Annotated in this window: 18 protein-coding genes and 1 pseudogene; 9 read left to right on the top strand and 10 right to left on the bottom strand. The window is 49.2% G+C overall.

Annotated features, from left to right (window positions below; genetic code table 11):
* Window positions 1-194 precede the first annotated feature (194 nt).
* Window positions 195-674, top strand: a complete 480-nt coding sequence (locus NYE33_RS02895) for a carboxymuconolactone decarboxylase family protein (protein ID WP_042132833.1) — start codon at window positions 195-197, stop codon at window positions 672-674.
* Window positions 675-745: 71 nt separating this feature from the next.
* Here the strand turns inward: NYE33_RS02895 and NYE33_RS02890 are convergent, their stop codons facing one another.
* From NYE33_RS02890 to NYE33_RS02875, 4 genes are all read right to left on the bottom strand, one after another.
* A complete protein-coding gene (locus tag NYE33_RS02890) occupies window positions 746-1,573 on the bottom strand; it encodes a carbohydrate ABC transporter permease (RefSeq protein ID WP_042132834.1) in 828 nt (275 codons plus the stop codon).
* A gap of 12 nt (window positions 1,574-1,585) precedes the next feature.
* Complete coding sequence (locus NYE33_RS02885) at window positions 1,586-2,467, bottom strand: carbohydrate ABC transporter permease (RefSeq protein ID WP_042132835.1); 882 nt, start codon at window positions 2,465-2,467, stop codon at window positions 1,586-1,588.
* Window positions 2,468-2,701: 234 nt separating this feature from the next.
* Entirely contained in the window at window positions 2,702-3,502 is an 801-nt protein-coding gene (locus NYE33_RS02880; protein ID WP_042132836.1) for a response regulator, read from the bottom strand.
* Window positions 3,503-3,529: 27 nt separating this feature from the next.
* Window positions 3,530-5,302, bottom strand: a complete 1,773-nt coding sequence (locus NYE33_RS02875; RefSeq protein WP_156118504.1) for a sensor histidine kinase — start codon at window positions 5,300-5,302, stop codon at window positions 3,530-3,532.
* A gap of 530 nt (window positions 5,303-5,832) precedes the next feature.
* Between NYE33_RS02875 and NYE33_RS02870 the strand changes: the two genes are divergently transcribed.
* Window positions 5,833-6,837, top strand: coding sequence for a DUF6241 domain-containing protein (locus tag NYE33_RS02870; RefSeq protein ID WP_336102162.1), 1,005 nt, complete (start codon window positions 5,833-5,835; stop codon window positions 6,835-6,837).
* A 145-nt stretch (window positions 6,838-6,982) separates the two neighbouring features.
* Here the strand turns inward: NYE33_RS02870 and NYE33_RS02865 are convergent.
* Window positions 6,983-7,096, bottom strand: a pseudogene (locus NYE33_RS02865) (IS30 family transposase); the annotation flags it as partial.
* 70 nt (window positions 7,097-7,166) lie between these two features.
* On the opposite strand from NYE33_RS02865, the gene NYE33_RS02860 reads away from it, so the two are divergent.
* Window positions 7,167-7,757 carry a hypothetical protein gene (locus tag NYE33_RS02860; protein WP_341068763.1) on the top strand — a complete coding sequence of 197 codons (591 nt, stop codon included), beginning with the start codon at window positions 7,167-7,169 and terminating at the stop codon, window positions 7,755-7,757.
* A gap of 243 nt (window positions 7,758-8,000) precedes the next feature.
* On the opposite strand, the gene NYE33_RS02855 is transcribed toward NYE33_RS02860, so the two are convergent.
* Complete coding sequence (locus NYE33_RS02855; protein WP_256703811.1) at window positions 8,001-9,332, bottom strand: ABC transporter substrate-binding protein; 1,332 nt, start codon at window positions 9,330-9,332, stop codon at window positions 8,001-8,003.
* A gap of 289 nt (window positions 9,333-9,621) precedes the next feature.
* Between NYE33_RS02855 and ald the strand changes: the two genes are divergently transcribed.
* The 3 genes from ald (at window position 9,622) to NYE33_RS02840 (ending at window position 13,388) form a co-directional block, all read left to right on the top strand.
* The gene (ald, locus tag NYE33_RS02850) at window positions 9,622-10,755 is read left to right on the top strand and encodes an alanine dehydrogenase (RefSeq protein ID WP_076243467.1); all 1,134 of its coding nucleotides are present in this window, start codon (window positions 9,622-9,624) and stop codon (window positions 10,753-10,755) included.
* Window positions 10,756-10,977: 222 nt separating this feature from the next.
* Window positions 10,978-12,246 carry a PucR family transcriptional regulator gene (locus NYE33_RS02845; protein WP_341064703.1) on the top strand — a complete coding sequence of 423 codons (1,269 nt, stop codon included), beginning with the start codon at window positions 10,978-10,980 and terminating at the stop codon, window positions 12,244-12,246.
* Between the two features lie 959 nt (window positions 12,247-13,205).
* Window positions 13,206-13,388, top strand: a complete 183-nt coding sequence (locus tag NYE33_RS02840) for a hypothetical protein (protein ID WP_042132838.1) — start codon at window positions 13,206-13,208, stop codon at window positions 13,386-13,388.
* On the opposite strand, the gene NYE33_RS02835 is transcribed toward NYE33_RS02840, so the two are convergent.
* Window positions 13,378-13,605, bottom strand: coding sequence for a helix-turn-helix domain-containing protein (locus tag NYE33_RS02835; RefSeq protein WP_144026044.1), 228 nt, complete (start codon window positions 13,603-13,605; stop codon window positions 13,378-13,380). The genes NYE33_RS02840 and NYE33_RS02835 overlap by 11 nt on opposite strands.
* Window positions 13,551-13,895: a sigma-70 family RNA polymerase sigma factor gene (locus NYE33_RS02830; protein WP_076243469.1), complete on the bottom strand. Its 345-nt coding sequence runs from the start codon at window positions 13,893-13,895 to the stop codon at window positions 13,551-13,553. The genes NYE33_RS02835 and NYE33_RS02830 overlap by 55 nt, the downstream gene beginning before the upstream one ends.
* A 239-nt stretch (window positions 13,896-14,134) precedes the next feature.
* Here NYE33_RS02830 and NYE33_RS02825 point away from each other — a divergent pair, with 239 nt between their 5' ends.
* Together NYE33_RS02825 and NYE33_RS02820 are read left to right on the top strand one after the other, a co-directional pair.
* On the top strand, window positions 14,135-15,856 hold the full coding sequence (locus NYE33_RS02825) for a DUF4127 family protein (RefSeq protein ID WP_341064700.1): 1,722 nt from the start codon (window positions 14,135-14,137) through the stop codon (window positions 15,854-15,856).
* A 133-nt stretch (window positions 15,857-15,989) separates the two neighbouring features.
* Window positions 15,990-16,715: a protein-glutamine gamma-glutamyltransferase gene (locus NYE33_RS02820; RefSeq protein ID WP_341064698.1), complete on the top strand. Its 726-nt coding sequence runs from the start codon at window positions 15,990-15,992 to the stop codon at window positions 16,713-16,715.
* A gap of 9 nt (window positions 16,716-16,724) precedes the next feature.
* Here the strand turns inward: NYE33_RS02820 and NYE33_RS02815 are convergent, their stop codons facing one another.
* Both NYE33_RS02815 and NYE33_RS02810 read right to left on the bottom strand, forming a co-directional pair.
* Window positions 16,725-18,344 (bottom strand): response regulator, encoded by a 1,620-nt coding sequence (locus NYE33_RS02815; RefSeq protein WP_341068574.1) that lies wholly within the window; start codon window positions 18,342-18,344, stop codon window positions 16,725-16,727.
* Window positions 18,319-20,175: a cache domain-containing sensor histidine kinase gene (locus NYE33_RS02810; protein WP_341064697.1), complete on the bottom strand. Its 1,857-nt coding sequence runs from the start codon at window positions 20,173-20,175 to the stop codon at window positions 18,319-18,321. The genes NYE33_RS02815 and NYE33_RS02810 overlap by 26 nt, the downstream gene beginning before the upstream one ends.
* 130 nt (window positions 20,176-20,305) lie before the next feature.
* On the opposite strand from NYE33_RS02810, the gene NYE33_RS02805 reads away from it, so the two are divergent.
* Window positions 20,306-21,778, top strand: a complete 1,473-nt coding sequence (locus NYE33_RS02805) for an ABC transporter substrate-binding protein (RefSeq protein ID WP_341064695.1) — start codon at window positions 20,306-20,308, stop codon at window positions 21,776-21,778.
* Window positions 21,779-22,065 lie beyond the last annotated feature (287 nt).

The raw sequence follows: 22,065 nt of genomic DNA, 5'->3' as shown, positions 1-22,065 counted from the left end.
AGGTGCCTATTATTCATGGCAGGTACGTCTGAAAACTGGACCGGACAAAAAATCTGCTGCTGCATTGTCACAGAACGAATAGCTGTCTCGTTATATGTCCGAAGGGCGGAACAAGGCCGGAAAACGCCAGGCGGAAGACAATGTCTGGACCGGACCTTAACTACAACAACCAGCCCAATAGGAGGAGTATAGTTATGGCACAACGTGTGAATTATATGCAGCAGTCCCCGGAGCTTTTCAAGAAGTTTCTCGATTTCAGCATGGCCTTGAAGAACAGCTCTATTGAGGAGAAAATTGAAGATCTGGTGTCCATCCGGGCTTCACAGATGAACGGCTGCGGCTTCTGCCTGGACATGCATGTGAAGCAGGCCAAGATTAACGGCGAGAGTGAACTGCGTCTCTATCACATCTCTATCTGGCGGGAATCAACACTGTTCTCTCCGCGTGAACGGGCTGCACTCGCCTGGACGGAGGTACTGACCAAGCTGCCGGAGCACGGCGTGCCTGATGAGCTGTATGACCGTGTCCGTGGACAGCTGTCCGAGCAGGAAATCTCCGATCTGTCCTTCTCCATCATGGCGATCAACGCCTGGAACCGGGTGAACGTAGGCTTTACCACCGTACCGGGTTCATCTGATGCGGCATATGGCTTGACCAAAGCAGGGTTGTCGTAACTGAAGAAAAACTTAAAAGGAGCTAGGCCACCGTACGATCTGTGGCATAGCTCCTTTATTTATAGGCGGGGTCAGCCCTTGACCGCTGAGCTGGCCACACCTTCAATAATGTATTTCTGGCCGAGCAGGAAGACGAGGATCATGGGAATGATTCCGGCTGTTGCAGCGGCCATCATGCCGTTGTAGTCGACATTGTTCTCCAGGATGAAATTCTGCAGCCCGAGCGGGACGGTGAACAGATCATGGTCAATCAGGAAGACGAGCGCATTCTCATAGTCATTCCAGTGCCAGGAGAAGTCGATGATGGCCAGCGTGGCCAGCGACGGCTTAGCCATCGGCAGGATAATGCGCGAGAAGATACGGAAGTGGCCTGCGCCGTCGATGAAGGCGGCCTCTGAAATTTCATGAGGCACGGAGAGGAAGAACTGCCGCATCATGAATACGCCGAAGATGGTGAACATTCCGGGCAGGATCAGCGCCCAGTGGGTGTTGTAGATGCCGGCCCAGTCGAACATGATGAATTTGGGCACGAACAGCACCTGCGGGGGAACCATCATCATGGACAGATAAACCATGAACATGGTGTTACGCCCTTTGAACTCAATTCTGGCAAACCCATAAGCGGCTAAGGCGGACAGGGATACGGCACCTATAGTGCTCAGAATAGCCACCTTAAGGGAATTCAGATAGTAAGGCACGAAGCTGCCCTGACCGGTCCAGACCTTAACATGATGGCTCCAGTTGAAATGGCTGGGAATCCACTGGACCGGATATTGAAAGACCTCGGCAGGTGTCTTGAATGAAGTGCTGATCATCCAGATGAAGGGTACAATCATGACGATGCTGAAGAACAGCATGATGAGTGTGGCAATGCTTTTGGTAACTACGGCTTTATTCATGTTCTCAGCTCCTTAGTAGTGAACCCAGCGTTTCTGGCCCAGCCATTGAATCACGGTGAAAATCAGAATGATCAGGAACAGGGCCCAGGAGACCGCTGAAGCATAGCCCATTTCGTAATAGCGGAAGGCATTCTGATAGATGAACAAAGATAACACGGTGGTGCTGTTCCCCGGTCCGCCCTGCGTGATCGCCTGAATGATCCCGAACTGCTTGATCGACATGATCAGTCCGGTAATCAGCAGCAGGAAGGTGGTCGGGCTGACCAGCGGCCACAGGATACTGCGGACTGTCTGCCAGGTGCGGGCACCGTCGATTTTGGCGGCTTCCAGCAGCTCGCCGGACACTTCCTGCAGGGCGGCGAGGTAGATGATCATGTTATAGCCGAGCATGAACCAGATCCAGATGATGTCGATCGCATACATGGAGGTTTCCATGGTGGACAGCCAGCCGGGAGGATTCGCGATGCCGACCGAGCGGAGAATACCGTTAATCGGCCCGTTGTTCGGATGGAACAGCAGCATCCAGACAAAGGCTACAGCGACTCCGCTTGTAATATAAGGCATGAAGTACAGGGCGCGGAGCAGCTTTTTCAAATACACGGACCGGTTCAGCACAACGGCAACGATGAACGCCAGCCCGATCGAGACCGGGACAGAGACCAGGAACAGCAGTGTGTTCTTGATAGCGATATAGAATACCTCATCCCCAAGCATCCGCCGGATGTTGGCCAGCCCAATAAACTTGGTATGGGGACTCATAAACTTATAGTCTGTAAACATGAGATAGAAAGAATAGACGGCAGGTATGATGAAAAATAAAATCACGCCAATCATATTTGGCCCGATAAACAGATAGCCCAGGTACTGCTGCCGCTTCATCCAGGATGCCTTCACATAGCCCCACTCCTTTAGGTCTTTTGATTACTTTGATTACACTACAAGCATAACAAGCGATCTAAGAGGGGTTAAGGAACAAAACCAACGACTTCATGCTACAGAAATATACATTTGCCCCGTATCGGCGGGCGGCCCGATCGTAGTTTTGTTCTATCCCGGTTCACAGCAAACAGCGGCATTCCCGGAAGGAAGGCCGCTGTTTAGTAGAGCTAAGCGTTTATTGAAGCCAGGCTATATGCTTACAGATTCTGTATTATGCCGCTGAGTATGCCGGTACTGGCTCGGCGTCTGCGCAGTGAGGCGTTTGAAAATTTTGATGAAATAGTTATCGTTTACGAAGCCAACCCGGTTGCCAATCTCGTATACCGGCAGATCGGAGTGGATCAGGAGCCGGATGGCCTGGTCCACTCTTATCTGATGCAGATAATGGATCAGGGTCTGGCCGGTTTTCTTTTTGAACAGGGTGCTGACATAATTCTCGGCCATCATGACATACTGGGACATCGACTTGACGGTAATATCCTCATCATAGTGGGCGTGCAGATACTGGAGGATCTTCTGGATCTCGGGATGGCTGGTGATCTCCTCATGAGGCAGCGGCAGGGGAACAGCAGAACCGGGCGGGCCCGCGTTTGCCTTGCGGTTCTCCTGGCTCTTCACCAGTTCATTATTGATCTTGCGCAGTGTGTCGCGCAGTGAATTCACACTCATGGACAGCTTCAGGATATAGTTGGAGGCCCCGTATTCCATCGCCTGACGTACATTCTCGAAATCGCTCATACAGGTAAGCATGACGAAGCGGGAATCGTAGCCCTCTTCACGGGTTCTGCGCAGCAGCTCGACGCCATCCATCTCCGGCATGACAATATCCGAAATCACCAGATCGGGAGCATCCTGCCGGATCATCTCCAGCGCTTCTGCACCATTGCCCGCTTCTCCGCTGACAGTGAACCCGAGCTCTTCCCAGGCAATAATCTCGCGGACGCTCTCCCGTACAAAAACCTCATCCTCGACCAGCAGTACTTTCCACATATGTGATTCCCTCCCGTATAAATGCGCTTAAGCCGGATGTTCGTTGCCGTAAGGTGCAGACAATAGAAGCGGTATAGTGAAGCGGACGGTGACACCTTCACCGGTGGAGAGAACCTCCAAAGTCCCCTCTTCGCGATAGAGCAGCCGCAGGCGCTCCTGAATATTGCTCAGCCCGATACCCGGACGCTTGCGCGGGACCTTGTTCAAACCTGCCTGCTCCATGCCTACGCCGTTGTCCCTGATCTCTACAATCAGCCGGTTCTCTTCGCGGTGCACGATCAGCTCAATCAGGCCGTTGCCGGGCAGTCTGCTGATCCCGTGAATAATGGCGTTCTCGACCAGCGGCTGGAGGCTGAGCTTGGGAACCAGCGCATACAGAACATCCTCGTCGTAGCGGCAGGTTAATTCGAATTTGTGGGCGTAGCGGACCTGCTGGATATGGACATAGGCCTCTACAAGCTCTATCTCATCCTTCAGGTGGATCAGGTCCTTATCGGTATTCAGACTGGCCTCCAGCAGCTTGCCGAGCGACAGGGTCATGTTTGTAATATCCTCATTGTGCTCACGGATGGCAATCCATTTAATTGTATTCAGCGTGTTCAGCAGGAAGTGGGGATTCGTCTGGGCCAGCAGCATTTGAAAATGAACAGCCTCTTTCTGGCGCTCCTCGGCCTTCAGCTTCTGGATCAGCAGGTGAGTATCGTCAAGCATGGTATTGAAGGTCCGGGTCAGATCCAGGATCTCCCCGCTGAATTTATGCTCCGGCAGGCGGATCTTGAGGCTCTTCTGCACGGCGGCCTTCATCTTGTTCTGCAAATGGGACAACGGGCGTGTGATGGTCGTAGCAATCACGAAGGTCATCATCAGGAAGATGCTTGTCAGGACAAAGAACGTAATAAAGTACTGCTGCTTCAGCCCTTCGATCTCCACGAACAGCACAGACAGCGGAATCCGGTTGACGATATACCAGTCCAGCGATTCCACATAAATGTAATTAATCAGCGAATTCGAATCCTTGTCGATAAAATACTGCTGTCCGGGCTGCCCGGCGAACCCTGCCTTCACCTTCGCAGATAAAAGACTGCCCGGAACGGACTGGGAGATATCTTCTCCCGAGCGGGTAATCAGGAAATACTGCTGCTCCAGATCCGACTGCTTATGAATGGAGCGCAGCCAGTACGTATAATCGATGCTGATCCGGGCCATTCCGTAAGGCTTGTTCCGGGCATCCTCCAGGTATGCGTACAAGGATAGAAGGTAGGCGCTGGTGGAGACATCGCGCAGCACGTAGTTGGTATCATTGGGCACCCAGTGATAAGAGCCGGTATTCATCTGGCCCCGGTCAAACCCGGGATTGGCCTTTAGATCCGAGTAGATCAGCGAATCCTTGGGCGGATAAGAGGTGTATGCGCTTTCAGTTAAGTCCAGAATCATGAAATAGACCGAAGGATTGTACAGGAAGAAGCTGTTGTTCAGGTTCTTGAAAATATTCTCCATCAGCCGTTTATTCTCCAGCTCATTACGCTGTCCGGGATGGAGCAGCACGGACTTGACGGTGTCATCCTGCTTCAGGAACAGCAGCGTCTTGAAGGCAATGCTGATCTGGTCCTCCAGCGTGCGGTACATCTGCTCCAGCTGGTAGTGGCTTTGCTGGCTGATTTTCTTCTGGACCAGTGTCTCAATGCGCTGGTAATTATACATATTCAATGCGCCGAAGGGCAGCAGAATCAGACATACAAAGGCGGTAAACAGGCGGTATTTCAATTTCTGGGGAATCAGAATTCGCATGAGCTTTGACACACGGCTGCACCTCCAAACACGATTGCACCTGCCCGGTCCGGGAGGATAAGGGTCTCTATGGTTTAGATTATAGCATAATAAAAAAGCAGCACAGCCAATACCTTAAATTGCATGGTTTTGTTCCAGCGGGCACGGATTGCCTGCTATAAATACATAGTTTTGTTCTACTCGGGCTGCTTGACAGCGGAAAAAGACGGTGCGAGTGCTAATGAGGCCGCCTGCCCGCCTGAGTTTACAACAGCATGAACCGATAACCCTGTTCGGACCATATACATTGGTGGAACGACGAACATTCCAAATACCAAATGTAGAGTATCCACCAGTACTATAGTCATAAAAACTATTAGTAGATACAGGATTGAAATCGGAAAGTAGTGCCGGAAATCCATCTACGAACAAGTATCCGCATATAACGTATCATTACGCAGTATATAATTTTGTTTTTTCCAAATATATTTAATCTCTTAAGGATTTGTAAAACTTTTTGCAAAAAAACACGTTAATATATACATCCCATTATAAGGAGACTAATGATGACCGCTAAGAAAATAATTGCTGTCGCTTCCGGTATTTTAATCACCAGTACGCTTGTCGGTACTTTTTATATTAATAATATAAATCAAGCCAATGCTCAGCCAAAAGGTGTAGAGCAAGTGAACATCAAGCAAGGAAATACTTCTTTAGCTGTTTCGCCTGTACTAGTAGCTGATATGCCTAAGATTCCTGTAATAAGCGACTCGCCCGAGAAAGACATATCTGATTTATTGTTGAAAAATGAATTACCTGACGAGATTTACATTGTACAGGTGATGAAATTATTAGCTACCACTGAGCAAAACCTTACTGTTACAGCTCAATCAAAAGAACAGTCCATAGAGATGACCTCTGAACGATTAAATACTTTAAGTGAAGTTCTAAAAAAAGCTGAGGAAACGCATAGTTACAACAACACACAACTACTTACCGATATGCTGGAGAACTGGATAGCAGAGAAATACTCGTCCCTCTCAGAAGATCTTGAGGTACTACAGAGAATTGAAACGTTAAATGAAGAAGCATTTAAGGCTGACCGAGCTAAAAAAGAAGCGGAGACAGCCAAAGCTAAAGTTGCATTTATCCAAAAAATTCAAAAGGCTGTAGGCGAACAAAAGGAATTATCACAAGAACATTTTAAATCTGCTCTGGAAAACTGGTTTAGCACCCCACACAGTACGAAAGAGCCCTACCAGCTTACAGTTTTAGAAAGAAAGAACATTGCCGAAAAGGTTTATCCTGAGGGAACACTGATAAGTCTAGATGATGTACTGGCGGAATATGAGAAGATGTTCTCGGATCCAGAAATGTTTACTTATGACCGCTATGTGGCTTTAGCGTATTATTTAACATCTGGTCAAAATAAGGCTGATAGTTATCATTTTCAAACATTTTATTCACTGCCTTATTTCCCAACTGAGGCAACAGATAAAGCAACGGCAGCTTATTTGATGTCCGAATCCTATGTCACTCTGCATAATTTTGCGGACCAACTGAAATAAAAGCGAACATTGAAACAATAAAAGTCTATACTTTGTTGAACATAATCGCCGATCTAGAGAAGGCAGATATTCTTTTCTTCTCACGGTGTACAGAAAGGCTAGCCCAAGGTGATCTTCATTACGAGGCCGTCCTATCGGGCATTTAAATTGCGGTATACGGACGTGTTTTCCGTTCAATTAAAATTGGCACACAACCCTTACTTTTTCCGCGATCGGAAACTATCTTATTCAGTTCCAAATGCCCAAACGTTTCTTCAGAGCAAATGGGCGTGTGATGCCGGCCCAGTTCCTCCAGAGATATCTCGTTATGTATATTGTTACAATCAGAAATGGCCTTATTAGGTGTTTCAGCGAAAGGAATGGGTATAAATATGAACAATTCTATCGTTAAATTTCGAAATATTTTTATTTTAATGATAGTATTTATAGATATAATTTGGTTATTTTCTTCTATCATCAATTATGATATTACTATATTTAAAAAAAGTAACTTTATAATTCCTATCGTACTACACATGATTCTATTTTTTTGGCTAGGCTACAAAAGTAAAGGAAGAAAGCTAATTCCGTTTGTTATTTTAATTATTCTTTCTTTTCTTCTTCTGATTAAGAATTCATTTGCTCCAGTGTTTTATCCATACAGCTACGAACATCTAAATGCCCCTGGAAATTATAGTGAAGTTATAGTTGAACATCGAGCTAATATAATAGACCAAGGCATTACACAGTATCGTGTCTACCAAACGAAATTTCTGGGTTTATTCTTAACTGAGTTAACGACTAAGGAATTTATTATAGAAGAACCACACGACTTATATCTTTCCCAAGAAGATATTTTTAATTACTCTGCTCCAGAATGGACGAGAGAGACAGTTAGTTTTGATACCTATAAAGGAAAACTTACGCTCAACCTCAAATAACACAGTATAAAGCCCCAAACATTTATATTTTCTTATGTTTGGGGCTTTATATTTCTAAATATAGTAAAAGAAATACGACGTAGCTGTATGCACAGCGTTGAGTTAATTCATCAAACGAGCAATCACGTCTCTGAAACCTCTTAAATCCCTTTCCCTCCGCATCCGTATATGAAATGGAGTCTCCATACGTATTTTTTAAATTAGAGTATTTCTCTATTTCCATTTTTGTCTGTATCGCAGCTTCTACTTATTCTGCTTCAGGTACTCGTTATGCCGGGTTACCATGGCCTGCACCGTCTGATCCAGTGACTGCGAATCGAGGAAGTATTTCTCGTATTCCTGTGAGCGCAGATCCATAACCTCCTGAGGCAGACTGCGTACATAGGTCGGAGTCTGATTGTCAAACATGACATACATCAGGGAATCCAGATCGTAGGAATCGCTTTTGTCGCCAATGAGACTTTTCACCGCATCATCCTGATTGGCATCCTTCGAAGCCGGCAATCTTCCGCCTGCTGCCATCGGTGACATGCCGCCATCGGAATACCATTTCAGGAATTCCCAGGCCGCTTCCTGCTTCTTGGACTTGGCATTAATGGAGATATAATCACCTAATCCCCCGCGGGACACATAATCATCCGCAGCTTCGGCAAGCCGGGGTACCGGCGCGAAGGCAATGGTGAAATCACGCGGGAAATCCGTGAAGTTATTCGAGCTGCGCAGCAGCCACGCCCCGATATTGAGCATCGGTACCTCTCCACTGAGGAAGACCTGCTCGACCGGCATTTTGGATGTCAATTGCTCGCCAAGCGGCGGTGTGGTCTTATCGTCCTTCATCATTCCGTTCAGCGTTTCCAGCCATTGCTTGACGAGCGGATGATCCAGATTGGAGGTGCCGTCAGCCTTAGTGTAGCCCTCCTGGGAGAGCACGGAGTCGATAGGGTCCACGAACGGCTCCATATTCTGAATGAATCCGTACTGGTCGCCGGTCTTCAGCTTCTTCGCATATTCACGCAGCTCATTCCAGGTCCATTCCTTCGGAACCGGCAGGTTCGCCGCGTCAAGAGCCTCCTTGTTCAAAGCGATGAAGAACGGGCTTTTGGTAGTGGGAACGCCGTAATACTTGCCATCAATCTTCCAGCTCTCGGCGTCAATGCCCATTTTCTCGTCGATGTTGTAATCGGTAAAGGTACTTAGATCCAGCGCCAGACCCGATTCTACCCGCTTGGAGGCATGGGAAATCGTGTAGTTCACGAATAAATCTACATCCTGCCCGGTGATCATGGCCGTATCCAGCTTGAGGTTCCCGTCGTCGTCATTAACAAAGCGTACATATTCCACCTGAATTTCGGGATGCTCCTTGTTCCAGTTATCAATGACCTCCTGCGGTCCGGATTCCGGCGGAACGCCGCCCCACATTTTGAGGGTTACCGGGCTTGCAGATGTTGCCCCATTGCCTTTGGCAGGGCTTTCATTATTGGCTGCAGATGAATTGCTGCTGTTACCACAGCCTGTAGCCAGGCCCATTATAAGAACGAGTGATGTAATTCCGGCGATCCAGCGTGTTTTTTTCAAAAGCGACAACCTCCCTGTATAACTGTATAGGCTTGCAAATCAAGAATAGCAGATCGCAAAAAGCCTCAGAAGTAACAAAAAACCTGAGAATATGGAACATAACTTTACATTTCACCGGCTGGATACTGCTCTTGTGCAAGGAAACGTTCTATCTCACGGTTATATCATCCCATTGTGTAAAAACACAATCATGGCAGATAATGTTTTTCTTTTTACCCAAAATGCCGCAGGAAATCGTATGTTATGATTCTTTACATAAGAGATCCACACAAGACGGGAGCGAATAACAATGATTATTGGTGTACCTAAAGAAATTAAGAATAATGAAAACCGTGTAGCGATTACCCCTGCTGGAGTGGTAAGTCTGGTAGCCGATGGACATAAAGTACTGGTTGAAGCCGGAGCCGGCGCGGGCAGCGGATTCCTGAATGAGGAATATGCCACAGCCGGAGCAGAACTGATTGCAGAAGCCGCAGCGGTCTGGGCTGCCGCTGAAATGGTTATGAAAGTTAAAGAGCCGCTCGAAAGCGAATATGGTTACTTCCGTCCGGGTCTCATTCTCTTCACTTACCTGCACCTTGCTCCAGAGCCTGCCCTTGCAGCTGCCCTGAAAGACAAAGGCGTATTCGCCATCGGCTATGAAACTGTAGTGGATGGACGTACACTGCCGCTGCTCACACCGATGAGCGAAGTAGCCGGACGCATGTCCGTGCAGCTCGGCGCACAGTTCCTGCAGAAGAACTACGGCGGACAAGGCATTCTGCTCTCCGGTGTTCCCGGCGTAAGCCGCGGTAAGGTTAGCATAATCGGCGGCGGCGTGGTAGGTACTAATGCAGCTAAAATGGCGATCGGCCTTGGCGCAGAGGTTACCATTGTCGACCTTAGCGCGGACAGACTGCGTCAGCTGGATGATATCTTCGGTTCTCAGATCAGCACCCTGATCTCTAACCCATATAACATTGCCAAAGCTGTTGCTGAAGCAGACCTGCTGGTAGGCGCAGTGCTGATTCCGGGGGCTAAAGCTCCTAAGCTGGTTACTGAAGAAATGGTCAAAACCATGAAGCCTGGCTCCGTCATTGTAGACGTGGCCATTGACCAGGGCGGTATCGTTGAAACGATTGACCGTGTCACCACACATGATCATCCTGTATTCGAGAAACACGGCGTTCTGCACTACTCGGTAGCAAATATGCCGGGTGCCGTGGCCAAAACCTCGACCATTGCTTTAACCAACGTAACGGTTCCATATGCGCTGCAAATTGCAAATAAAGGCGTGTTCCAGGCGATCGAAGACAATGCCGGCCTGAAGAGCGGTGTCAACGTAGCCAACGGAAAGATCACCTGCCAAGCCGTGGCAGAAGCTCTTGGGGAAGAGTACTTCACGGTAGAGAAAGCAGTAGAACAAGAGTTCACTCTGATCTAGCATATAGAGCTTACAGATCACACAAGAGTAGAGGGGTACCACCTTACAGTCCGGCGGGCAATCGCCGGGCTATTTTTATGCAGACTGAATGTCCATGTTAGGTTTCCTCCGTGTTTCTTGGATGTTCCTATAGGCAACTGCCAAGCGGTGTAATATAATGTAATCAATTCTACAGAGAAATTGATTAAAGCTTCTGTTATTCTTCAGGTTGGGGTGGGCACATTGACAGAATCAGAGCATACATTTGACCGTTTTTTTGACAGCATGGAATCCCTCGCGGATACCATCAGCGAATCGCTTCAGTCGCAGGTGACGATTGAGGACAGCAACCATCATGTGATCGGGTACAGCTCCCATCAGTTTGAGAGCGATCCGGCCCGTATCTCGACCATTATCGGCAAAAGAGTTCCGAATACGGTGATTATAGGCCTCCGCAAAAAAGGGGTCATGCATGATCTGGAGAATACCAGCCACCCCATCCGCATTCCTGCAGTCATGGAGGTAGGTCTGGGCCCCCGCTTGGCTATGTGCATCAAACACCAGCAGGAGATTCTCGGCTACATCTGGGTGGTGGACCGCGGGAATCTCGCCGAAGGCCATGCCGAACGGATTGTCGAAAAAGCCGCAGGCATTGCCGGGCGTTATCTGCTGAAGCAGCGGGGCTGGAAGACGAAGCAGGAGAAGACATTCGAGGATTTCTTCTGGAAGCTGCTGACCTCGCATTATGAGAGCGAGCTGCGCATCCGCCAGGAGGCGGAGGCCGGGTCCATTCTGCTGCCGGGGAGCTATTATATCGGGGTACTGGAGAGCGATAAGCCGGTGGATGAGCATTTCCTGCAGAATTTCCGCCGGATTATGGATGCCTATGCCGGACAGCGGCTGCTGTTCCAGACTGCCGAGCAGAACCGGCTGATTATTCTGTTCTCGTTTGTGTTCCCGGTGGAAGGGACGGAGCGGCTGTCCTCGTTCGTGCAGAAGCTGATCCGGGATATGGGCGCAAGCGAAGGCTGCAGGCTTAAGGCCGGCTGCAGTCCGGGCTACCGCGAATATACTTCTGCGGCCGCCGCTTACCGCGAAGCGCTGCAGATTCTGGAGATTAAGAAGCTGCTGCCTTATCACGCCCGTGAGCTGCTGCTCTATGAAGAGATTGGCTTCTGGGCCTACCTTCCGGCCATTCTGGAGCAGAAGCGCAGCCGCACACGGCGCAGCGCTCTGCTCTACCCGCTGAAGGAGCATGACCGCGAGCATAAGAGTGATTTCCTCAAGACCATTGCCGTCTACCTGACGATGAACGGGAATCTGAAGGAATCGGCCGCCTTTCTGCATATCCATACCAATACATTAATGTACCGGCTGAACCGGATCGCCGAGATTACAGGCAGGAGCCTGAAGGAAACGGATTACCGTACATCCATTTATCTCGATATTCTGACCGAGGAGACCGCGCAGGTGAATGGCTGGTTCCAGGAGACGCCCGGGTTCAAGGAGTAACTGCCTCTGCTTCCCATTTTCACAAATATAGATTGAACAATAGAACATATTATCTATGAAAATATAAAAAAACCAATCCATTCCGCCTGTTTTCTGTCAGTTGCTTCTGTGATGTCAAGGTTCTCGAATGCACGAATGGTATGAGCGGCTGGGCTGCCTTCGCAGTCAGAGCTTATTTCATCGCTGCTCAAGTAGCCGGTGCCTGCTCATAATAGCTCCATATAACTAGAGAAGCAAGGACCAGGATGTCTTATCATCCTATCCTTGCTTCTTTGTGTTACAGTCAGGGGCCGAGCAATAGAGTACCGATAAACATGAAGGCGAAATAGATAAACAGGGCAGATATGTTGGCAAATATAAGTAAACCGTCAATTCTTGATTCAGTTTTCCGGTAAGCTAGCACACCAGACAATATCCCCACAGGAGGTAGTACAAAAGTGGATATTATACCAGTTCCGTTGAACCAGGAATCATCAAAAACAAAAACCGTATCGATGATAAACAGGAGAACGGCCACACAAAATGTAATTACCGCTATATTTCGGAATAATCTGGCGTTCATCAAGCTTCAACCCTCTCTTTAAATGCCTAATTATGTAAAATAATAACATTAATCACTCCAACGGTCTATTCTGAGTAGGGATTCAAGCAATACAAAGCAGCCTGATCATTGAAGTCCGATATCGAACATCATGGAACAGGCTGGCTCTTTATTGAATGACGACTATGCTTAATCCTTAATCTTCTTGATTGTTTCATTAAGTTCACTGACAGATCTAGCTTATCAAGCTTTTCACCTAGGGTCTGCAGAATATATCATTGAGGGCAATGGTCTGCTGAATTTATCCAAAAGCTTTGGATAATGCTTTAAGTGTTCCCAAGCATATATGCACAAAAAGATCCTATAACTCGAAAACGTCTTTACTCATGCGGCATTCCTCATATCCACCAAACAGCGCATGATCAGCCCGCTCCCTCAGCTTAATGGTAAAAGTCTTGACCAAAGCTCTGCATATCCATACCAACACATTAATGTACCGGCTGAACCGGATTACCGTACATCCATTTATCTCGATATTCTGACCGAGGAGACTGCGCAGGTGAATGGCTGGTTCCAGGAGGCGCCCGGGTTCAAGGAGTAGTCTCTTCATGTGCAGATATAAATTCAAGAAACTCCACGATAATTTCTGAGGCGGCCTCTTCATCGGGTAACCGGGCATACTGGCTCAACTTCTGTATATCTGGCTGGAATAATTCAAGGAGCTGCAGCATCGCTGCGGCTTCTTTATTTTTGGCCGCTTGGATCAGTCTTGTAATTTCGTTGTCTGAGATAGCTGGTGGATGATCTTCTTTTTCCATTTGCTCACCGCCTGTTGGCTCATATTGAATTGCTTGGCGACCTCCGCTTCGCTGTACCCTTCCAGATAGAGGTTATATAAGATGGATTTTTCAAAAGCAGGCAGGCCTTCCGTGAGCTGCTCAATCATTATTTTGTTCTCGGAAGCTTGAGTAAAGTTTGTTCCAGCCTGTATATTGTCAAAAAGCGGAGATTCCAGCCGTCCGGCCTTTTTAGCCCTATATTGTACTCTCCAACCTATCCGGCAGAGTTCATTCCGGTAGCGTTCATATACCGTTTGTGCTCTATCCAAAGCGGATTACCCCTTTCTGGAAATAAAAATAATAATATGTATATATGGGCGTGTATGATGATTATCGATGAATAAATAGGAACATATGTTCTGTTTTATTGTATCATAGTTGAATAGATGGATGCCAATATTGGGAAATTTAATATTTTTTTATTTTCAGGTTGTATTTTAGCTGCCTAATTTACCTTATAAGTGAAGGCATCCGGGCCTATCTGCTACTCAGAGGGAGCTTGATACAAATGAAGAAGGTGCTATACGTACCATTGGATGACAGACCCGTCAATCTGGACGATGTTATGACTCAAGGGAAATCGGCAGGAATCCATGTAATCACCCCGCATGTAAATGATCTTAGAAACCGTCTGGATTCGCACAAGACATCATCGGGGACCACCTTACTAACGACATCTTCACCGGCATATGGAGACACCGCCCGCATCCGGAAATTTATTCTTCATCATGCAGCGTCTGCAGACGGCTTTATAATCTCTACGGATATGCTCGCCTACGGGGGCCTGATCGGAAGCCGCCGTCTCCGGGCGGACGCGGGGGGAGCTTATCCGGCCTATGATCCTGAGATCACGAACCTGCTGGATGTGATCCGTTTAGTGAAGCAGTCTTATCCGGACAAGCCGGTGTATGTGCTGGATACGATTATGAGGCTGGCTACAACGTCTTTTGCAGAAGGTCTGGACTTGGCAGCCTATACAGAATCACGCAATTTCATGCTTCAGCCGCGAAGAAGCTTTACGCAGTTTGCCGATATTCTCAGCGGATATAACCTGTCTCCAGAGGGTTCCTATGGCAGCACAGCCACTTTCGATAAAGAACAGTATTACAACACGAGACAGCATAAGTTCAAAACGAATCATTACATTCTGGAGAAGCTGGCGCAGGAGGGATATATTGATTTTCTCGCGGTAGGTGTGGATGATGCCAATACTCAAGGGGTGCAGATTAACGAGATTCACTTTGTAGAACAGTGCATTAATGGCTGGCTCGGCGGCATGAATGGTCAAAATCCGGAGCGTGCAATCATTCTGCCGGATGCAGACGGACTGGGACAGGCGTTATTGGCACGTATGGCGAATCAGCTCTATCGTAACGGGGCGAAGACGGGGTGTGCCGTTCAATACTTCGGACCCCATGGCTCTACCATTACGAGTCCGTATGAATATATGGATGTACATCAGAACATTCTGCGTCATGTGGACATTGTGGGTGCAGCGTCTGAGTCTGTGAGCGGTTCACCTGCCTTGGAGATTATCGCGGTTACTGCTGCGGATCAGACGCCGGCTGCGGTTAACCGCCTTGCAGCTAACCACGCCAATGGTGTTCTGTCTGTAGTGATTGATTTTGTCGGCAGCGGTGCAGCGGATGCTGCGGTAACTGAAAGCCTGCTGGGCAGCCGGCATACCGGAAGCATTTTAGGATATAGCGGCTGGAATACGCCGGGTAACAAAATCGGGATAGCGCTAGGCATGGGCCAGGCCCGGTATGCATTTTTGGTTACGGAGACAGATGCGGGGGCGCTCAGCTCTGCTGTTAACGCTCACGGATCGCTTTTATTCAAACGCTTCTTGAAAGATTACTATTACAAAAGGCTGGCTATTGGTGAAATCCGGGAATATTCAAGAGCCCATTCGTTATATGTGAATGTCGCTGCGATTGCAGATCAAAATATGCTTTTGTTTAATAGTCCGGAAGACTATTCTCATTTACAAGCCCTGCTGAGAGAGCGGATGCAGACACATACAGCCACCCTTGCCGGGGCAAACGCATTCCTTATCGGGAGTCCTGAACCAGCCTGCAGCATCCGTCAGATTAGCGGAGCTGCCTGGTCAATTGCGGAATATTCCAGTGCGGCACTTCATTACCATAATCCCGCTTATATTTGGGGCCGTGCTTTTGAAATTACTTTGAAGCCTAACGTAACCTTACACAAGAAGCGCAAAAATTAATATAATCATTGAAGATAAGGCCCCACTCTGTGGGGTTATTTTGTGCTGAGCGCAAAGTCCCACGCACCAATATGAGGCCCGACACGTACAATAACCTATATTTCATGACAAGAAGATGAAGGGGGGAAGCAGGATGGGGTATGGATACACGGCTCCTGCGAATCCGGCATTCGAGAAAAAAATGCGGGGGGAGATTATCGCGGCAGCCAGAGCGATGAACGCCGGGGGGACGGATTTCTCGACGTTCAAGAATTCCCGCTGCAATCCAAGGTATTGGAATCGTACGGCGGGTGGCGGTTTTGAATTGAAGGCAGGGGTTAGCCCTTCTGCAGCAATCAATGATATTTTTGTAAATGGACAGCTGTATGCCTTCGAATGCGCAATGGCGATGGTAATGATTCTATATAGAGCGACCATCAGTATGATCGGGGAGAGTGCCTTCGACCGCTATTTCACCGATCTGTACCTGTGGGACTGGAACTATGACAGCAATCTGAAGATGATCACCACCTTCAATCGGGCAGAATTACAGCCGGGGGATGTAGTCTATTTCAAGAATCCCGATCATGATCCGGATAAGCCGGAATGGCAGGGGGAGAACGCAATTATGCTGTCGAACGACAGCTTCTACGGACACGGGCTGGGCATTAAGAGCGCATCCGAGATGATCACTTCACTCAACAGGGAAAGAGTACCAGGCAGCCGGACTTCGGCCTACCTGGCGGATGAGGGACTTCACCCGGACTTTGCCTATATAGCTACATTAACAACACGTTCCGGCCTGCCGCTATCCGGTAAACGTGGAGCCAGCACGGCCATCTATTCTAGAATAGGCGTCAAATCCTATATCATCAGATAGAGATCAGCATCACTGATTTTGTTCAGAGCGGTATTTAAGCGGGTGCAGGCCAACGGTTTTTTTGAAAACTGTACTGAAGTAATGGGGATTCTCATATCCCACGAGTTCGGAAATCTCCATTACTTTCAGGTCTGTGCTTGTCAGCAGCTCCTTCGCTTTGCCTATACGGATCCGGGTGATATAGTCGGTAATCGTCTCACCGGTCTCCTTCTTGAAGATCAGACTGATATAGTTAGGCGTCAGGAATACCTCCTCGGCAATTCTCGAAATGGAGAGCTCAGAAGCGTAGCCTTCCTGGATAATAGAATGGATTTTGCTGATGATCCGGCTGTTCTTGGAGGTGTTCTTGCCTGCTACATACGCACTTAAGTCATGAAAAAGCGACAGCATATACGCCTTCAGGCCGGTAATATTCTTCTGAAGGTACAGCTTATCCATAATTGTAATCCGGTCACTCAGTACCAGCCGGGTATCCTCGTCAATCTCATACAGGGCCCTGGCGGAGGTGAAAATCATCTCGGCACAAATACTCTGCACATATCCGATCTGCAGCTTGGGTCCGGCCAGTCTGGTGAACAGCTGCTCCATCAGCTCCATGACGGTGCCCGTATGGCCTGCCTTCAGTTCATTCATGAGCCGGGCCTGGAATTTATAGAAGTAAGTGCTCTCCAGTGTCTCCGTTTCCGGCTGGATATCCTTAATGTAGAGGACAGAGCCGTGCCCGGTATAGAATGTGTACACCAGCGCGGCCAGCGCATCCTTGTATGAGTCCTCCAGCTGGCCGGCCAGGGGACAAGCTCTGCCAATGCCTGCCGAGGCATCCAGCCGCAGATACTTGCGGATATTACTGATGATCTGCCCGCATACTTCGGAGATGGAAGAGGGCGAGGGATCGTCTGCCGGGCAGAAAAGCATAATGAACTCATTCTCGCTGGCGACGAAGCTGATGGAGCACGGGTGGCTGGCCAGACACTCATTGATAATATTTTGAATGGAAAAATAGAGCAGCTGCTTGTATTCCTCCGAGAATTTGTCCACTGCGCTCTGGTATTCATCCAGCTGCAGTACACAGGCTGTCAAAGCTGTCCCCCGCTTGAAGGGAAGGGCAAAATAATTGATTTTCTGCCAAATTTCATCCTCGTTCCGGTATAGGCCGGCAATCAGATTCTGCAGGAACTTGTCGCGGATCACCGGCATGCTGTCCTGCAGCTGCTTCCTCAGCTGCTCTACATCCATCTGATGCTCACGTTCTCCCCTAAGCTTAGCGACAACCTGATGGAAGACCTCCCGGACCTCGGGTAATTTCACCGGCTTCAGAATATATCCCTCGGCACTCACCTTCAGCGCGTCCCGGGCATAGGAGAAGTCCTGGGCGCCGCTGATAATAATGATTTTGGTACGACTGCCTGCTTCCCGCAGCTTCTCCGCCACCTGCAGACCGCCCATCAGCGGCATCATAATATCGGTGAACAGAATATCCGGCGCAAGCTTCAGGCATAATTCATAGGCCTCCAGCCCGTCAGACGCCTCCCCTATAATCTCAATTCCGAATTCCTCCTGCCATTTGAACACGTGGATCAGGCTGCTGCGGATAAACGGCTCATCATCCGCTACGATCATCGTTAACATCTTCACTCACCTCATCCCATGTAGTCACCACCGGAAACCGGATCACCGCAAGCAGGCCGCAGCCATCCTCGGTATTAGCGTAATAGCGGATTCCGTAAGACTCTCCAAAAAACTGCTGAATTCTCATATGCACATTGCGGATACCATAGGACTGGTTGCCCGGCTGCGGATGGGTTAGCAGCAGGTTCAGCCGCTCCGGGTCTGCCCCTACGCCGTCGTCAAACACCGAAACGCTGAGTATCCCCTGTGAAGTCTCGACCCTGATGCGGATTCTGCCTTGACCCCGGCGCTGCTGAATGCCATGAATCAGGGCATTCTCAACCAGCGGCTGCAGGCTGAGCTTGACCACCAGGCATTCCTCCAGCAGCTTGGGGTCCGTCTCCTCCAGTTCATATTCCAGCCTATCCCGGAAACGGAACTGCTGAATCTCCAAATAGCTCTCCACCTGCCGCAGCTCATCGCGGAGCGGGATGATATTCCGTCCCTTGCTCAGGCTGTACCTGAAGAAATCTGAGAGGGCGGTAACCATACTGCTGATCTCGGGAATATCGTGATTGATGGCGATCCAGTTGATCGAATCCAGGGTGTTGTAGAGAAAATGCGGGTTGATCTGGGCCTGCAGGGATTGTAGCTCGGCTTCTTTCTTGCGCAGCTCGGTCACATAGAGCTTGTCAATCAGCGCCTTAATCTGCTGGAGCAGCTTGTTATAGCGGTTGAACAAGTAGGCGAATTCATCCTTGCGCCTGTAGCGGATGGTAATGTTGAAATTTCCGCTTTCGGCATGCGACATCGACTGGATGAACTTGCGGATCGGCGCTGAGATATTCTCTGACAGCAGCAGGGCCATCATGAGCGAGACCAGCATACAGATGCCGATCACGATATACATCACCCGGCGGAAGGCGGCTAATTCTCCGTTAAGCTCACGGACAGGAGAGAACGAGAGAATGGTCCAGCCGGTGTTGTCAATGGTCCGGTAGGAGACAAGCATATTCTCGCCGCCGATCATATGGTGAAAAGAATGCAGACCCGCTGAACCGTCAGGCGGAGCGTTCATCTTGCTGTAGTAGTCCTGTGTGTTGATGTTCTGCCCGATCAGGGCCGGCTCCGGACTGATGGCGATCGTGCCGGTTCCGTCTGCGATATAGACCTTGCTGCCGGGCGTAGGCTTGTAATGCTCCAGCAGTGTGCCGAATTCAGCTACAGGAATGTCGATGGTCAGCAGCCCGACAAAGGGCAGCTGTGCATGCCGGATGCCGAACAGGCGCCTTGCGAATTTGAGGGTGTACTTGGAATCCAGAGAGCTGAGTCCGACGACAGTGAAATCGGATTGGGCCGGAATGCCGAGATACCAGGGCTTCAGGGAGATGAGATCGATATTGAATACACGTCTGGAGAAGTTATATTGGGTATATTCCGGGCGGTTCAGCATATAGAGCATAGGTACAAAGCTGCTTCCCGATGTTCCGTTCGCGGGGAAATTCTCGAGAATCTTGTCGAGGGCGGCCAGTTCATTGATGATTCCGGTGCTGTCCGTAGGCCGGTTAGAGGAGATGAGGTCAGCGAATTCCGAATTAAGGTATAGCGCAATCATGGAGTTATTGGCGGCCTCGAACCGCTGGGCCAGATTGTCCTGAACGAGATTGAAGTTGTTCTCAATGGATGTATTAACATTGCGGGTGATAATATCGGCTGATTTGTTATATACCGTCACCGATATAATGGTTGTCGGAAGCAGGACGAGGAACAGGAAGTACAGAATCAGCCGGCTGCGGATGCTGAAATTATACAAGAAGAGGGTCCGTGACAACGTATCAAACAGCTTCCTCATTGGAGCCCTCCCCCCGGCATCCCGATATTTGCGGCTTGCCATTTATCGGGTATTGTTGGAAAATACCAATCAATAGCTGGTATACATTGTAAAACGCAATAAGTCTTGATGTCAACGCAGGAGGTGCAAGATGAAACGGTTCCTGTTCTATATCCTTGCCTTACTATTATGCGGGACTGCAGCGTATGCCATTGCTTATGACCGTCCGCTGCTGGTGGGCTTCAGTCCGGGTCCCGCGGAGGTACCGGTGCAGCCCATCCGGGTAAAGATCGCCCTGTATGACTGGACGGAGAACCTGGAAGTGAAGAATGCCATCAGTCAATATAACAAAACCAACCCGGAGCATATCGAGATTAACGTTATGGATATCGCTGCAGATGTCTACGATGACACCTTAAATATGCTGATGACCTCGGGACAGGGTCCGGATGTGTTCAGTGTCGACAATACCTGGCTGGCTACCTATGTGAACAAGGGGTATCTGGCTAATCTGTCTGCTGAATTGAACACTGCTGACTTAAGCAGATTCCCGGCATGGGCCAGGAATTATGCACACAGCTCTTTGTTCAGAGGGGGGATCTACTTCATGCCCTCCAGTGTTGATACCGTGCGTCTTCTCTACAACAAGCAGCTGTTCCGCGATGCCGGACTTGACCCGGAGCACCCGCCCCTTACCTTCAGAGCGGTGAAAGAGGCTGCTGCCAGGATTAGCCAGGCAGGAGAGGGCGTGAATAAATACGGCTTCGCGCTTCCTGCCGGAGACAGCCAGGATAGCCTGCAGACCGGTCTTGAAATCTCCAATACCTCCAGCGGTTATTATCTCTATAATTACCAGACCGGGCGTTATGAGCTGAGTGTATACAGATTCTGGCTGCAAATGGTGCTGGACATGAAGCGTGAGGGGAGTCTGTATCCGGGTGAGGGACTGCTTAAGCGTGACAGTGCCCTGCGGCAGTTCGCGGACGGCAATATCGGCATGATGTACGCCACCAGCAAAGATTATGTAAAGCTGCAGGAATATATGCCGAAGGACGATTGGGGAGTTGCAATGCCTCCCGTGGCGGATTCCTCCAAGCGGGGCGGCGGAGCGCTCATGATGATCCCGCACTCTCCGCTGGTAGTGAATAGTTCAGCTCCAAGCCGGGAGGCGGCAGTTAAAGTATGGAAATTCCTGCAGTCCGGGGAATTCCTGACCATTCTGTTCCAGCAGGCGCTGGCCCTGCCGGTGGTGGACGGTATTCTCGATGTTCCGGGTCTTGCACCGGGGCTGGGGCACTTCAAGGAATTTATTCCGGCTGCCGCTGAGTCTATATATCCGCTCTCGCCGCAGATTATGGATCAATATGATCCGAGCACGGTATCCATGGAACCGCGTGACTCCGGTGACCGTCCGAGGATGCAGCTGTATCTGCAGATTCTCTCGGGAGAGAGGCCGCTTGACGAGGGGCTGCGCAGCGAAACGGAGCGGCTGAATCAGATGCTCGACATTGCGGATACGGGGTACTCTTTTCAGCGCGAGGAGTATATCTATCCTGATTTTGATCCCCAGAATCCCTTGAAGGCAGAGAGTCTGGAGAGCCGGCTGAGTAAGGGACAGGAATAGAATAGCCATTGTGAATCAGGGACTTAACCGGGCCGTGGCGGCTTCGGGAAAGTCCCTTTTTGTCTGCTTATTCATTTGTGCTGGATGTGTACCGGATTGGAGCGTTAACGTCCACACCGTAAGGGGAGTGCCGGAATAATACTATATAAATCAATCTTTGTACTGCTAGTTTCAGTACTATATAGCTTGAGCCAAGGAGGACAACAACATCCCCATTGGAATCATTTCAAGTTCAATCTATATAGCTTCTATGAGGGAAAAGATAGATTCAGCAGGAGTAGGAAGTA

The organism is Paenibacillus sp. FSL R10-2199, from assembly GCF_038000235.1.
Classification (GTDB): Bacteria; Bacillota; Bacilli; order Paenibacillales; family Paenibacillaceae; genus Paenibacillus_AQ; species Paenibacillus_AQ phytohabitans.
This window is presented reverse-complemented; position numbering and strand designations above follow the sequence as displayed.